This window comes from Vibrio sp. 070316B, assembly GCF_013114115.1.
Taxonomy (GTDB): Bacteria; Pseudomonadota; Gammaproteobacteria; order Enterobacterales; family Vibrionaceae; genus Vibrio; species Vibrio chagasii_B.
In genome coordinates this window covers 213,243-228,465 of sequence record NZ_VTYC01000002.1, presented here as the reverse complement: position 1 = coordinate 228,465, position 15,223 = coordinate 213,243, and the positions used below count along the sequence as shown (strand labels likewise).

The following is a 15,223-nucleotide window of genomic DNA, read 5'->3' as shown; positions in this document are numbered from 1 at the left end:
TCAACTTTTGAAGAACGACGAAACAGGATGGATTCTGAGTCTGATTCATACGAAATACAGAACCAGGGTAACACTATGAAAAAAACCATTATTGCTCTCTCAATTTTAGCGTCTTGTAATGTGATGGCTCACTCTCATCATGCATCAGAACGTTTAACTCACGGCGACCACGACCACTCATTCGATATGAGCGAGTACGATGTTGTACTTTCTAACAACTATGACCCGTTTGCTAATGGCATTGAGTTTCTCTCTCCAACCATGTCTGCTGAGCAGCAAAGTTACTTTCCTTTGTCTGAAAATGCCTCGACAAAACTAGCAGGGTCATTCCCAGAAATAATTTGGCGAGGTGAGCCTCTATTCACGCCTGAATACAACAAAGAAAACATGGAAAAGGCTCTACAAGAAGGCAAAATTCATCCAGAGTTAGCAGCAATGGAAGAAGCAATGACCAACCCTGTGATCTTTAAACTATCAGACCGCATGTACAACGCATTTGGTTTTGAGGGTGCTTCAATTACCTTCCTTCAAGGTGACAAAGGACTGATCATTATCGACGCTGGTTCAACAGCAGAAACCGGTGAAGCCATGCTGTCGGCTTATCGTGAAGCGACAGGAGATGAGCGTGAAGTTCATACGATTTTCTATACTCACCACCACCCAGATCAATGGGCAGGAACCGAGGGGCTAGCAACGCGAGAAGACTTCGAATCTGGTAAAATTAATGTCATCGCTCATGTTGATTTCCAAAAGAAAATGAACGAAGAGTCTGGCATTTACCTTAATCAACAGTCGATTCGAACCGCGTATGCATTTGGTGCCTTTATCCCTCATAACAATGACTACGATAAAGGGGTAAACCAAGGTGTTGGCTACCCAGCAGACATCGTGATGCAATCGCAAAACAAATCCTTCTTCGCGCCAAATATCTTAGTAGACGATCTGATGATCATGAAGGTCGATGGACTTACATTGGAGTTTTTCCACACACCTGGTGAAGCGCCAGATGGTGTTGCACTCTACGTACATGAAACGGGAGACATGGTCGGTGGCGATACCATTCAAGGTGAAACCATTCCAAATCTCTACACCATTCGTGGTGCAGAGTACCGTGACGGCCTTGAGTGGGCAGATTCTATAGACCGCATGCGCCGCTATCAGCCAAAAACGCTTTCGCTACACCACGGCCGTTCTGCAGTCAGCCAAGAGCGTGTTGAAGATGTGATGAAAGCCTACGCGGATTCACTGCGCTACATGCAAGATCAAACGGTTCGCCATATCAACAAAGGCTATACCATGCATGAGCTTTCGGACAGCATTCGCCTTCCAGAAGAACTCAAGGATCATGACTACTTGCGCCCGCTGCGTGGCTCAGAATATCAAAATGTTGCCAATATCTATGCTGGCAATGTCGGTTGGTTCAATGGTGATGCCAGTGAGTTTGCGAAGCCACCACACAAGGACATGGCGCAACTGTATGTTGATATGATGGGAGGCCCAGACGCCATTAAAAAGGCCGCGGACCGCATGATCGAAAAACAACAGTACGGTGAAGCGATGCAGATCCTAACGCATGTTATCCGCATCGATCACAGCGATATGTATGCTCGTGGACAAAAAGCCGTTGCACTAGAGCGTTGGGGCTGGGAACAATCGACTCCGGGTTGGCGTCACTGGGCACTCACAGGTGCAGCAGAGCTTCGCGGAGAATTAGATGGTGTACTCGATACAATGAACTTCTTCGGCGATGCCAGCAAGTTCGTTGAGGCACCAACCGATGACGTGATGTCACTGATTCCAACTCGCCTTATGGCCGAGCAACTGAACACCAACGAGACGTACGTTATCAACCTTGTTGTGGATGGAAGCCCATACCTTGTGAACGTGTCTAACCGCACGATGGCTGTCGACAATGGTTTTAGCTCCGAGAGCGCCGATCTAACGGTCGAGATGTCAAAACAAGACCTTGTTCATTTGTTCCTAGTCAAAGACATCACTGTTGAAGAATCAACGGCGAAGGCAACCAAGGGTGATATCAAGCAACTTCAACGTTTAGTTGACGTAATTGATACCTTCTCTCCGTTCTACTTACACCTTCGCTAACCCCAAAAACATAACCCGTGCCTCATATATTTGAGGCACGATAAGAGGTGCCCATGATAGACAAAGATACCTTTATCCCAAGAGCGTTAGCGGTTGCCATCGTTGTATTTCTATTATTTTCGTAACTTGGAAATCAACAACTCGAGTTGACGCAATCTCCAAACCGCTCAAACAAGAAATCAAGAAACAGCCGGATACGCTTCGGCTGATATTTCTTGCTGATGTACACCACATTCAAATCGGCACTCGACACTGACATCGCGGTGTTGAAGTTCTTCATGTAACCGTTTAGCAAAGTCACAAGGCGTTGGTTATTGATGTCGTCTTGCACATCCAGTACTGATTTAAGGGCAATGCCCTCACCTTTTAATGCCCAGTAGCGAATCACTTCACCGTCGTCTGAGAATCGCTTTGGCACAACGGTAATCGACTTCTTCATGTCGTGATCTTGGAAGTGCCATGTTTTCAGTTCTTCATTGCTGCGCAGCATTGCTAAACAGTCGTGTTCAACCAAGTCTTGCGGCGTTAGGGGCGTACCATGCTTGGCAAGATATTCAGGAGAAGCACAGAGCACACGTCGGCTTGGTGACAAGCGCCTAGATATCAAACTGCTGTCGACCAACTCTCCGTAACGAATCACCACATCCATGCCCGACTCAGCAATGTTCGATAGGTTATCGTTCAAATACAGGTAAGGGACCACGTCGGGATATTGCTGACAAAACTCCGACAAGATTGGCAGGATGTACTGCTTGCCGATGTCTTTCGGCGCGGCGATTTTGAGTGGACCTTTGACTTCTTTGACACCATTTTGAATCAGGTTTTCTGCTTCGCTAACGTTATCTAATATCTCCAAACACGCCTTGTGATACAGCTCGCCAGAGTCGGTCAAAGACACATGACGCGTACTTCGATTCAGCAACTTCACACCATATCGTTCTTCAAGTGCCTGAAGCCTTGCTGTCATGGTCGCAGGCGATAAACCTAGCTCCCGCCCAGCTGCAGCCAAACCTTGATGCTTCACGATACTGACGAACATCGCCATGTCTGAAAACTTATCCATGCTACTTCTTCCTCGTCACACTGTTCATTTTAACCGAATAATGAATTCACATTTTAGCCAATTATCAAAATTAATCGAATAAATATAATGGCAACCATCAGCAGAACACGCAGGAATTCAGAACATGAACAACGTAGTAACGAACCAAGAAAAAAGCACTTTCGTCATCATTGGTGGCACGTCAGGTATCGGCAAAGCATTGGCGATGCAATTGAGAAACGAAGACAACACGGTACACATTGCTAGCCGACACACAGGCCTTGATATCAGCAATGAAAAGTCGATTTGCGAATACTTCGAATCCATTGGTCCCTTCGATCATTTGGTGGTCACTGCTGGCTCATCTGCTCCGGCAGGAAAGGTGACAGACGTTGCGCTTGAAGACGCAAAAACGGCATTTGATACCAAGCTTTGGGGCAGCCTAAACGTCGCAAAACATGCGGCACGTTACATCAAACCCAAGGGTTCTATCACGCTCACCACAGGCATGTTGTCTCGCAAAGTAGTGGCTGGTACTTACGTAAAAACCGCCATCAACGCCGCGCTAGAAAGTGTGACTAAGGTGCTTGCAAAAGAACTCGCACCTATTCGCGTCAATGCCGTCAGCCCGGGCCTAACCATGACTGAAGCCTACAAAAACATGGACGATTCCACTCGTGCAAGCATGTACGACAACGCCAAAAACAACCTACCAGCAGGCAAGGTTGGCGAAGCTTCAGAGATAGCCATGGGTTACCTGTTCGCGATTAATAACCCATACGTAACTGGGTCAATCATCGACATCGATGGCGGTGCGCTACTCGGCTAAAACACCTCGCAAAGACATAAAGAACAACCGTTAGGACGTGTACCTAAGCGTCCTAACAAACCAGAATTTACATAGGCATATCATCATGAAAAAAGAACAGATCCCATTCCAAGTTTGGATACTGACACTCGCAGCATTTGCGATCGGCACCGCTGAGTTTGTTATCGCAGGCATTCTTCCACAAATTGCCACATCCCTTTCGATCACAGAAGGCCAAGCAGGTTATCTAATCAGTGCTTATGCGTTAGCTATCGTTATCGGCGGGCCAATCTTAACCATCTACCTTGCTCGCTTTAATAAGAAGATGGTGCTGATTGGATTAATGGCGCTATTCATTATTGGTAATGTCTTGTCAGCCCTAGCGCCTAACTACTCATTGCTGCTCGCTAGCCGTGTGATTGCAGGCTTAGTTCAAGGGCCTTTCTATGGCATCGGTGCGGTTGTTGCGACCAACCTAGTGTCGGAAAAAATGGCAGGCCGCGCGGTTGGTCAAATGTTCGCAGGCTTAACACTGGCTAACGTTCTTGGCGTTCCTGCTGGTACATGGATTAGCTTGCAGTTCGGTTGGCACACCACCTTCTTTACCGTGGCTGCACTTGGCACCATCGCAATGATTTCTATCCTGACATCTATCAAATCAAGCGGTCACAGCGAAGCGAAAGACATCAAGACTCAACTAATGGCATTTAAAAATCCAATGCTGCTTATCAGCTTGGCGATCACCGCTTTTGCTTGGTCTGGGTTTATGACGCTTTACGGCTACCTTGCGCCTATTGCCATGCACATCACGGGCTACGGTCAAGACTCAGTCACTTGGATCTTAGTGATTGTCGGTGTGGGCTTAATCATAGGTAACACATTAGGCGGCCGCTCTTCCGATAAAGATTTAGGCAAAGCTTCCATGTTTTGGGCTGTCGCGATGATCGCTTCACTGATTGTGGTGGGCCTAGTGGTAGACAACAAAATCCTATTCGTTGCAGCTGCATTTGTCTTTGGTATTGCATCATTTGCGAACGTTCCTGCCATGCAACTTCGAGTAATGAACCACGGTGGCGAAGGCCAAGAGCTAGCAGCAACAGCGAATATCTCAGCGTTTAACTTGGCGAATGCCTTCGGTGGATTCCTTGGTGGCATGGTACTCGACAGCCAGCTAGGCGCAGGCATGATTCCATTCGCAGCCGTTGTTGTTCCTGTAATTGGCTTGCTACTTATCGCCAAAGCCAACCGAGCTGATAAGCCTCAGAGCAAATCGATTTTTAGCCCAGCGGAAAGCAAGTAATCCGCTCTATAACCCGAATACAAAACTATAAACATTGAATTAAAAAGTACTGAATTAAAACAAGGTGGATACCATGAACAAATTATTCGAAACATCAGCACTCAAAGGTCTAGCACTTCAAAACCGTGTCGTTATGGCACCTATGACTCGCGCTCGTACCAGTCAACCGGGCAATGTACCAAACGACATGATGGCGACCTATTACCAACAACGTGCTAGCGCTGGGCTTATCATCACTGAAGCGACACAGATCTCTGATGACTCTCAAGGCTACTCATTCACTCCCGGCGTTTACACCGATGCACAGATTGAAGGTTGGAAGTCAGTAACCAAAGCAGCCAAAGAACAAGGCGCTGCAATATTCTGTCAGCTCTGGCATGTCGGCCGCGTGTCTCACCCTACCTTTCAAAAAGGCGAACTGCCGATAGCACCCTCAGCTTTGGCTCCAATAGAAACTCAGGTGTGGATTTCTGATGAGAATGGCAACGGCAACATGGTCGATTGCATCCAACCAAGAGAGATGACCCAAGCAGACATCGATCGAGTGGTTCAAGATTTTGCCAACTCGGCCAAGAAAGCCATCGAAGCAGGCTTTAATGGTGTCGAGATCCATGGCGGCAATGGCTACCTGATTGACCAGTTCCTAAGAACTAACTCAAACAAGCGCAACGACAACTATGGCGGTAGCCGCGAGAACCGACTTCGTTTTCTAATCGAAGTAGTGGATGCAGTGATTGATGCGATTGGCGCCGATAAGGTGGGCGTGCGCTTGGCTCCATTCATCACCTTCAAAGATATGAACTGCCCAGACATAGTGCCAACCATTTTAGATGCGTCAAAGGAACTGCAAGCTCGTAATATCGCTTATCTACACCTATCAGAAGCCGACTGGGATGATGCACCCGTGATCCCTGAAAGCTTCCGAGTAGAACTAAGGGAGCTATTCTCCAACACTATCATCGTCGCTGGCAGCTACACACCAGAACGCGCCGAAGAAGTGTTAGGCAAAGGCTACGCCGATCTCGTCGCATTTGGTCGCCCATTTGTTGCCAACCCCGATCTGGTATCACGCCTGCAAAACGGCAGTGAGTTAGCACAACTCGATGGCGCGACTCTATTCGGCGGCAATGAAAAAGGCTATATCGATTATCCGGCGTTGTAGTGAATTTTGAAGTGATAGTGATGCCTTGAGTTTTACGACAGGCAAAAGAAAGGCTCGCGTGACTAGTGCGAGCCTAATGCAGTTTAGGGGGTAAACCACAATCTGATATTAATTTGGGCTAATTATTTAACTTATGAGCCATTATGCACTTGCGCGCATTGATATTCCATTTTTAAATGATTCACTGCAATTAATCAATCGATAAAAGTTAGCGTTTGGTCAATTTAAACCACACAAATAACAGTGAATTAGTGAGCTGTGTCTACTAATCCACCAAAAAGCCCCTACATATCAGGCTTATAGACTTTTCATTTGCCAATAGCCTTCGCCATTGGTTGCAAGCTGACTATGTAAATAATCGAGCGTGTCAGCAACCGTCCCTGCAACGCCTTGTGGTGGGTTAAATAACAGTAAGCCACTGCCAATAAGGCGATCATCCCCTTTCGGGTCGCGCAGTCGCAATTCCGACTTTATCGGACTTGGCAACAAGCCATCTTTCACCGCTGTCACACAGTGGTCCAATATTAGAGAGCTTCGATCATCTGTGTATAACGGATACCAAATTAACGCAGAGACTCTCTCCGACTGCTGATAGGCCTTAACCAAAGCATCGATCACCGCGAGATATTCGGAATCCGTTTCGTAAGGTGGATCGATCACAATCAGGTGATGGCTGTCATGTTTCGCAACATCGTCAGGCAGAGCTTTAAGTCCATCACCCGCAGTAATGGTCAGCTTGCTAGAGACATCCAGGTCACGTTGCAACTTCTCAATGTTGGTTTGCAGTAAATCGGCTTCATCTTGCTGAATGTCTGAAAAATAGAAGCTATCTTGGCTGCGACCTTGTTGATAGGTAATCGCCGCCGAACCGGGATACAGCGTGATAAGTTGATTCGGATTGTAGTATTCCAACACCGACATAAAAGAAGCGAATGACTCAGGAAGGTAAGCCTTGTTTCGCCAAAGATATCCAACCCCTTCTGCAAATTCGCCCGCATGATTACTTGGCGCAGTGGTTAGGTCATAACACCCAGTACCAGAGTGAGTGTCGATAACATTGAGGCGCGAATGCTGCTGCATTAATGACTGAACCAGAGCACTTAATACAGGGTGCTTCAGTGCATCACCGTGGTCGCCTACGTGACATTGATGTCGATATTCCATTCCCTTGCCTCATTTCTACTAACGTCATATAAACATACTTCATATCATTAGTACTTGCCTGCTCAATCCGTCGTTTTTTGAAATAGGCTCTCTTTTCCTAACTGTTTGACTCTTAAATAAAATAAAGCCCTTCGTTCGGTTAAAAACGAAGGGCTAAAGTGAACTCACTTACTGAGTTGCAGCATTATCAAAATAGATAACCTAAGGGTACTCACCCTCAACTTCTACAGGTGGTTTTACTTGATAGTGACAAGGCTGTAGACCAAGTAATTTCGGAAGGGTGATACCGACCGAAATTGAAGACCATGTACCACTCGCAATGCCTACTACTAATGCGATTGCAAAGCCTTGTAGCGCCGCGCCACCAAGCAACCAAAGCGCAGATACCGTCAACAACGTCGTACCTGAAGTCACCATGGTACGAGAGAACGTTGCTTTAACTGATTCGTTAAGCAGGTTGTCGGTATCACCGTTAGGGTTGCCACGCAGCATCTCACGGACACGGTCAGCGATAATGATCGAGTCATTGAGTGAGTAACCTAGAATCGCTAATACCGCCGCTAACACCGTTAGGTTGAACTCAAACTGAGTCAAGGCGAATAAGCCGAAGATAATCGTCACGTCGTAAATGATCGCAGCCAGAGCACCTAGAGCTAAACGCCATTCAAATCGGACACTTAGGTAAAGCATGATCATTAAGAAACACACCAATACCGCTAAGCCACCTTGGTCAACCATGTCTTGACCCACTTGAGGGCCAACCACGCTGCTGTTCAGCACTTTCACTTGGTCACTCACCGATGCCAAAGCATCAACTAAATTGATCTGCGGTCCGTCTGTCAGTTGGCTGTAGCGAATGGTCCAGCGGTCTTGCTCTGCCATGCCAACCACTTGCACGTCTTGTTGGAAAGCGGCATCAAGCTGTGTTTTCAGCGCGTCTTTGGTCACTTGATCAGAAAGTTGAACCTCAGCGACCACACCACCTGTAAAATCCAAGCCCCAGTTGAACCCTTTTACGGCCACCAGCATTACTGAGCTCATGAACAACACAATAGAGATTACCGACATCACCTTACGTAGGAGAGTCATATTACTATTTGAGAAATAGCGTTCTGAAATTGTCATTTTTGTTGAAGTACTCATGCTTAAATCCTTACATCGTGGCGTTGGTCACGCCCCCAAACCAAATTGATGATCGCTCGTGAAGCAAAAATGCCCGTAAACATACTGGTTAGAAGACCTAAGCCCAGTGTCAAAGCAAAGCCTTGAATTGGTCCGTTACCAATGGTGTAAAGAGCGACAGCTACAATCATTGTGGTGAAGTTAGCATCGAAGATAGATGAGAACGCGCTATCGAAACCTCGATCGATGGAGCTAGCAAAGCTGCGTCCTTCTTTCATTTTGTCTCGAATACGTTCGAAGATAAGTACGTTAGTATCCACCGCCATACCAACGGTTAATACCAAACCAGCAATACCCGGCAGTGTTAATACCGCACCCGGTAGCAATGCGATCAGACCAAACAGCGTTACCATGTTAACGATAAGCGCACCATTCGCGACCCAACCAAGGCGGCGATACCATAGCGCCATAAACGTAAGAGTAAGACCAAGACCAAGCGCCAGTGCAGCAAAGCCGTTAGTCACGTTTTCTGCGCCCAAAGATGGACCAATGGTACGCTCTTCAATGATGGTCACAGGCGCGGTTAATGAGCCAGCGCGAAGCAGTAGAGCCAACTCTTGCGCTTCAGCCATAGTGCCAGCACCAGTAATTCTAAAACGGCTGCCCAATTGAGATTGGATGTTCGCTACGCTGATCACTTCACTGGTTTTCTCGCTGTTACCAGCTCTGTCGCGGCTGTACTCGCTGTACACAGTCGCCATTGGCTTACCGATATTATGACGAGAGAATTCAGACATTTTCTTACCACCCGCAGAGTCTAGGGTTATGTTTACTTCTGCGCTGCCCATTTCACCAATGCCACTACGTGCATCAATAATGTGTTCACCACTTAGTACTGCTTTACGAGCGACAACCACACGGTTGCCATCGGTATCTTTTAGCGTTTGAGTGTTGCGCGTTGGGTTGTCGTAAACCGAGTAGAATGCCAATGATGCCGTGGCACCAATCACGTCTTTTGCAGCTGCAGGATCTTGTACACCCGGCAATTCGATACGGATACGGCTTTCACCTTGGCGTTGAATTGAAGCTTCGGTGATACCAAGCTCTTCAATACGGCTGCGCATGATCTGCAGGTTTTGTTGAACCGTTAGGTTACGTAGCGTTCTTTGCTCTTCTTCAGACTGAGTTAACGTTAGCGATTTATCTGAACGGTCACGTTGCCATTGTGGGAATTCTTCACGAATCAGTTTTTGCGCCTTTTCAAAATCCGCGTCGGTACGGAAGTTAAATTCAACTTGGTTGTTCACCACTTTACCGCGTGCATAACGCACTTGGCTGGTGATCTCGTCGACCACAGATTGCGCTTGTGCGTGATAAACCGGTTCCATGTCCACTTCTAGCAGGAACTGCACACCACCACGTAAATCAAGGCCTAACTGAATCGGTGCGAAGCCCATGTCAGTCAGCCATTTTGGTGCTGCTGGCTCCATCGCTAGCGCAACAGTCGCGTTGTCCAATAGGCGCTCATTCAGCACCTCTTTGGCCTTCGCTTGTTGTTCTGCATCTTCCAATATCACAACTAAACGCTTGTCTTTCTGATAAGCCGATTTAGCTTGGATGCCTTCGCTCGCGAGGTATTGAGTCACCTGCGTCGCGTCGATGGTTTGCTCAGAGCGATTGTTAATTTGAACCGAAGCATCTTCGCCATACCAAGACGGTAAAGCGCTCAGAATCATAATGATAATGGTGGTGATAAGTACCACGTATTTCCACTTCGAGTAGTGGTTGATTTGTTTTCTTGGAATGCGTTTTTTCACAGTCAAGATCTCTTATTTCTTAAGCTAATATGTTGCGAACAGGTACGAAACTGACGACAACCAGACCAAACTGATTAAACGACAGCAGAGTGCATTCGCGAATTGTTTTGAGGATTGGATAGAACAACGGACACAAAGGATCGTCGATACGACCAATCAGGGGCAAACGATTAGCTAATAAGTTCTCGGAAATGTGAATATTGGATGTTGCCCTCTTTCCACCCCGACAAACGGGAAGGCGGAGAGCTAACAATACTGGTCCAGTGCTGTTTGAGGTCCAACATCGGGGTTGTCGCTAACAGCGAAGCCAGTAAAGAAGGGGGAGAGAAGTCAATCAGCAAGTGATAAGCAGGCTCAAGGTCGGGCGCGCTTTCTTGCTCATTGGTTGATATACGTCGGTAAGTCGTCGCTTGAAGGCTAGATTCAGTATCGTGATAGTTGGAGCTGTCACCTACTGACGAAGCGCCTAGCTGAGCTTTATCGCACTCTAAATAGGCCAATGGGTCATCAATTGCAGCGTTCTTACACTGTTTATTGACTGAGGATTGCTGTTGAGCAGTCTCGATTTGAAACGGCTTAGAAGGAAACGAATAGCCGTTAGAATTCACTAAGCCAAAGCTCAGTAAAAATAACATTAAGACTAATCGGGTACCCAGTTTAAGCAATCTAATATCCAAACAACATTCTCGTAGATCGCCAATCTACAACACAATTGAAAAGCTGTCTTGATTTAAAACATTTTTTTAGAAAATGGTTCAATGCAACCGATTAAGCTTCAGTGCTTCTAAAAAAAGAAAAAGCCAAGCAACTAGGCTTGGCTTTCCATTACGTATGCGTCCAACGCTGATTGTTATGACGTTTTAAAGCTATTACACAGTATCAAAGCGATTAAGCTTCAGGACGCATGATGTTCTTAACCTTACGGCTATTCTCGCCAAATAGGTGATGGAGCAGAGCATTCATGTCTTCAACCGATATTGTTTTAGCGACTCGGTCAACATCAGCCAAAGCTTCCACTCCATACCCATACAATAGATAACGAGACACAAACCACGCCTGATCGATAGAGCTTGCCTCTAGTGGCACGAAGTCAGCTTCAAACTGTTTTACTATCGAATGCAGTTCGTCTTCAGAAATACCTTGTAGGAGGTCTGAGATCACTCTATCAATCGCCATTTCAACAGTATCTACGTTCTCCGGCGCGATCATTGCTCCGATTACCCACTCATGAGTCGGTTCACCATCATTCGAAGCCGCATAAGCATAAGGTGAATAATCTAGACTCAACTCTTCACGAACATAAGAGTCTAAACGAGATGCGACTAAACGTTGCAATAAGTCTTCCATGAAGACATCTTTTGCAGTCCAGCCTCCACTTTCTATCGTCGTCGGCTCTGGAATCACTCGTAAGATATATTCCGCACTATTTACGTTGTTGATCGCGACATCAATACGTGGTTTCGCTGGTTGCTTGTACTCCACTTTGAAGTCTGGCACCGTCCCCGCTTGCAATGGAATTGAAGCTAAGTACTTACGAACTAGAGGTTTCAACTCACTTGGGTCGATATCACCAACGACCACCAACTGGTTGTGTCTTAGTTGACCAAATAATTGTTGATGAACAGCACGGACATCTTCAACAGAAACCGCTTTAACACGCTCTTTATTTACGAATAGATGGCGGCTTCCCGAGCGATAAATATTTTGATTGATCGCTTGTTCAAATTGACCAACAGGCGTACTTAGGAAGGACTCTTTATCTTGCACTAGCTCTTGCTTCACAGCTTCAAGCTGATCAGAATTCACTTTAGGAGACACCATGAAGGTATATAGCGCAGCAAACGCGTCACTCATCCCATCTTTTTCGATATTAAACTCAATGCCATGTCGCGTCGAAGAAATAAAAGAATCGACTAAAATCCCTTCACGATCAAAGTAGGCTTTCAGCTCAGATCCCGTAAAGTCACCAGCACCACTTCGAGCAATAACAGGTAATGTCACATTTGCAGCTGCGTATAAATCCGGATCCAACGCCGCTTTACCGCCAAGACTCACATACATTATTCCAACATCGTCTTTCGCGTATGAATCACGTAGGTACCACATGTCGATACCATTACTTAAAGTCCACTTTTGAATATTTGGATCGGCGTACATTTGCTCTACCAATTCAACCTCGCCGGGTACGGTAGGCGAAGCAAATGCACTGGCTGTTGCCGTTACGAATATCTGTGTACCCTGCTGACTATAAGAAGCTTTTAATCCATCTAGAGAAGCCTGAACCGCTGTGCGATCCTCATTGTCATCCATGCCGACAATCAAAAAGTAATCACTCGAAAGGACTTCTTTGATATTTTTATTAATCGCTTCAAGGCTTAAATTAGCAAGAAAGGCTTCCATGCTGGCCTGATAGTCTTTTTGAGATTGGACAATATCGCCAGACAGTGATGCGTTCACTTTATCGTTCACGTGATCCACACTGTCCCTTTTATCCCAGTCGTGCTCAATATCATCCAGTGAGTCTTGATAATAATGGAGCTCACTCGCAATTTCTCCTTCAGAAACACCGTAATCACGTAACGACGTTAAAGTAGAAACCAACGCTTTCTGAACCGCATCACGGCTGCCTGCTGGGAAGCCAACACTTGTCGATGAATAAAGCAGAGCACCCAACCTGATGTTATCTGACGTTATCCATTGCGTCGGTAGCGCTGCATCATTAAAGTCTGCCTCTAAACGCTGTTGAATAAGAATCTGAGTGGTTTCATCCAACCAACGCTGATGTTGTTGAGCGTGGGTTTCAACAGTGTTTAAACCTCGGTTAAACGTCAAAGAAATACTCGGAGCTTCTCTGCCAGCATATTCAATGTAGTCACCTTCATTGAACGAAGTCGTATTCTGCTTTTGTGGCTTTGACGTTTTACCGCGCTCCCAGCTCGAAAATTTCTCTTCAATCATTGGGATCACTGTTTTAAGGTCCACATCACCAGAAACCACTAGCTCAACGATTTGAGGTTGATACCAAGTTTGGTAAAAGTCGGTAAGCCCTTCCGACGTGGCAGCCACAACCGAAGCTTTAGTTCCTAGCGCATCTTGCGATTCATAAGGGCTGCCTTCGAATAGGTAATCAACATATTTCTCGGGGAACGACTTATCATCGAGACGAGCCATACGAAACTCACCAAGAATCACTCCCTTTTCTTTTTCAACTTCCGAACTAGAGAGATCGAGGCCATCGCCAACGTCACGCATCCAAGTCAAGGCTTGCTCTAATTGGAGGTTATCTGGCAAATCTAATTCATACACCGTCTCTTCATAAGAGGTATAAGCATTTAAGTCCGCACCGAAACTAGAACCCGCATCTTCAAATAGACGAATAACATCGTTTTGAGAGAAGTTCTTGCTGCCATTGAATGCCATGTGCTCGACAAAGTGAGCATAGCCTTCTTGTTGAGGTGTTTCTTGAATGGAGCCCGCGTGCACAACTAAACGCACAGATACCGATGCTTCATGATCAGGATAAACATGGTAGGTAAAACCATTGTCCAGTTGAGCAGATGTCCAGGCAGGATCTGGTTGAATTAAAGTTTCATTGGTTTTTGATGTAGAACTGCAACCAACCAGGGCAAAGCATATTGCCGTCACTAAATAATATGTCTTCATAACAACCTCTTAATGTCATTCACTGACAATATACAGATTGAGCTAACGATTATTATTTAATATTGAACCGAGTGAGTATCTTTGTGATTTTGATCTACATTTTATAAATCACCATGCGATTTGCGAGATCGTTACATACTTTTAAACCACTTCTCTACATGCCTTTAAACAGAGCTTGTGAGGCACGGCTGATTGGCAGCTTCTCACCAGATACATACGCCGACATCTGGCCGGATAGTCCTTTTTTGACCTTATCAATGGCCGACACTTTCACCACCACTGAACGATGGATCTGCCAAAACTCATCCGGATTAAGTTGAGCGAGTAACTCTTTTAGAGATACACGAAGAATAAACTCCTCTAATAGCCCGCCGTGCCCTTTCTTGAATATCGATACGTACTTATCTTCTGCTTTGAAATACGCCACATCATCAACAGCGATCAAGTGAATGTCTTCCCTAACACTGGCTTTGAGCCACGTGAGATACTTTTTCTGCGACAGATAAGGAGGCTGCGTTTGCTGTGACGCCGATTGTGACAGTTGCTGAAGTTGACTCATGAGTGCTGCGATGTCGGGTTGTTCTGGCATGTGACCGGACTGTGTTTGATTACTTGATAAGCGCGCTTGAATCTTCTGACAGGTAGCAAGCAGTCGCTCTTCATTGATTGGCTTGAGTAGGTAATCTATCGCATTGTGCTCAAAAGCTTTAACCGCATACTCGTCGTAAGCCGTTATGAAGACCACTAGCGGTGGTGATGTAAGTTTGTTCAGTTGTTTGGCTAGCGAAATACCATCAAGCTCTGGCATGCGAATATCAAGAAAGGCGACATCAGGTTGTAGCTGCTGAATACTCTGCATAGCCTCTGTCCCATTTTTGGCCTTGCTGATAATCTCTAGCTCAGGCCAAACCTCAGCAAGACTCTTATCCAAGTGATGTCTTAACAGTGCTTCATCGTCTGCAATAATTGCCGTCACGCTGGGCTTTAGTCCTGAGTTGATCATTATTCTTCCTTTAAATTCACACTGTAAATCGTCTGTTTT

General features: G+C 46.1%; 11 protein-coding genes. 4 read left to right on the top strand and 7 right to left on the bottom strand.

What is annotated here, in order from left to right:
* Positions 1-75 precede the first annotated feature (75 nt).
* On the top strand, positions 76-2,103 hold the full coding sequence (locus tag F0251_RS03375) for an alkyl sulfatase dimerization domain-containing protein (protein ID WP_253821612.1): 2,028 nt from the start codon (positions 76-78) through the stop codon (positions 2,101-2,103).
* A 133-nt stretch (positions 2,104-2,236) separates the two neighbouring features.
* Here F0251_RS03375 and F0251_RS03370 read toward each other — a convergent pair whose 3' ends face one another.
* On the bottom strand, positions 2,237-3,166 hold the full coding sequence (locus F0251_RS03370; protein ID WP_171730323.1) for a LysR family transcriptional regulator: 930 nt from the start codon (positions 3,164-3,166) through the stop codon (positions 2,237-2,239).
* Positions 3,167-3,290: 124 nt separating this feature from the next.
* Between F0251_RS03370 and F0251_RS03365 the strand changes: the two genes are divergently transcribed.
* The 3 genes from F0251_RS03365 to F0251_RS03355 all read left to right on the top strand — a co-directional run bounded on the left by F0251_RS03365 (position 3,291) and on the right by F0251_RS03355 (position 6,415).
* The gene (locus tag F0251_RS03365; protein WP_171730322.1) at positions 3,291-3,974 is read left to right on the top strand and encodes an SDR family oxidoreductase; all 684 of its coding nucleotides are present in this window, start codon (positions 3,291-3,293) and stop codon (positions 3,972-3,974) included.
* Positions 3,975-4,059: 85 nt separating this feature from the next.
* Positions 4,060-5,253: an MFS transporter gene (locus tag F0251_RS03360; RefSeq protein ID WP_105058653.1), complete on the top strand. Its 1,194-nt coding sequence runs from the start codon at positions 4,060-4,062 to the stop codon at positions 5,251-5,253.
* Positions 5,254-5,326: 73 nt separating this feature from the next.
* Positions 5,327-6,415, top strand: coding sequence for an alkene reductase (locus tag F0251_RS03355; protein ID WP_171730321.1), 1,089 nt, complete (start codon positions 5,327-5,329; stop codon positions 6,413-6,415).
* Between the two features lie 297 nt (positions 6,416-6,712).
* On the opposite strand, the gene rlmJ is transcribed toward F0251_RS03355, so the two are convergent.
* The 6 genes from rlmJ to F0251_RS03325 form a co-directional block, all read right to left on the bottom strand.
* Positions 6,713-7,579 carry a 23S rRNA (adenine(2030)-N(6))-methyltransferase RlmJ gene (gene rlmJ / locus F0251_RS03350; RefSeq protein ID WP_171730320.1) on the bottom strand — a complete coding sequence of 289 codons (867 nt, stop codon included), beginning with the start codon at positions 7,577-7,579 and terminating at the stop codon, positions 6,713-6,715.
* Between the two features lie 201 nt (positions 7,580-7,780).
* Positions 7,781-8,722, bottom strand: a complete 942-nt coding sequence (secF, locus tag F0251_RS03345) for a protein translocase subunit SecF (RefSeq protein ID WP_171730319.1) — start codon at positions 8,720-8,722, stop codon at positions 7,781-7,783.
* A 2-nt stretch (positions 8,723-8,724) separates the two neighbouring features.
* Entirely contained in the window at positions 8,725-10,524 is a 1,800-nt protein-coding gene (gene secD, locus F0251_RS03340) for a protein translocase subunit SecD (RefSeq protein ID WP_081090379.1), read from the bottom strand.
* Between the two features lie 164 nt (positions 10,525-10,688).
* Entirely contained in the window at positions 10,689-11,153 is a 465-nt protein-coding gene (locus tag F0251_RS03335) for a hypothetical protein (RefSeq protein ID WP_171730318.1), read from the bottom strand.
* Positions 11,154-11,406: 253 nt separating this feature from the next.
* Complete coding sequence (locus tag F0251_RS03330) at positions 11,407-14,181, bottom strand: M16 family metallopeptidase (protein ID WP_171730317.1); 2,775 nt, start codon at positions 14,179-14,181, stop codon at positions 11,407-11,409.
* A 154-nt stretch (positions 14,182-14,335) separates the two neighbouring features.
* A complete protein-coding gene (locus F0251_RS03325) occupies positions 14,336-15,184 on the bottom strand; it encodes a LytTR family DNA-binding domain-containing protein (RefSeq protein WP_116871097.1) in 849 nt (282 codons plus the stop codon).
* Positions 15,185-15,223: the final 39 nt, after the last annotated feature.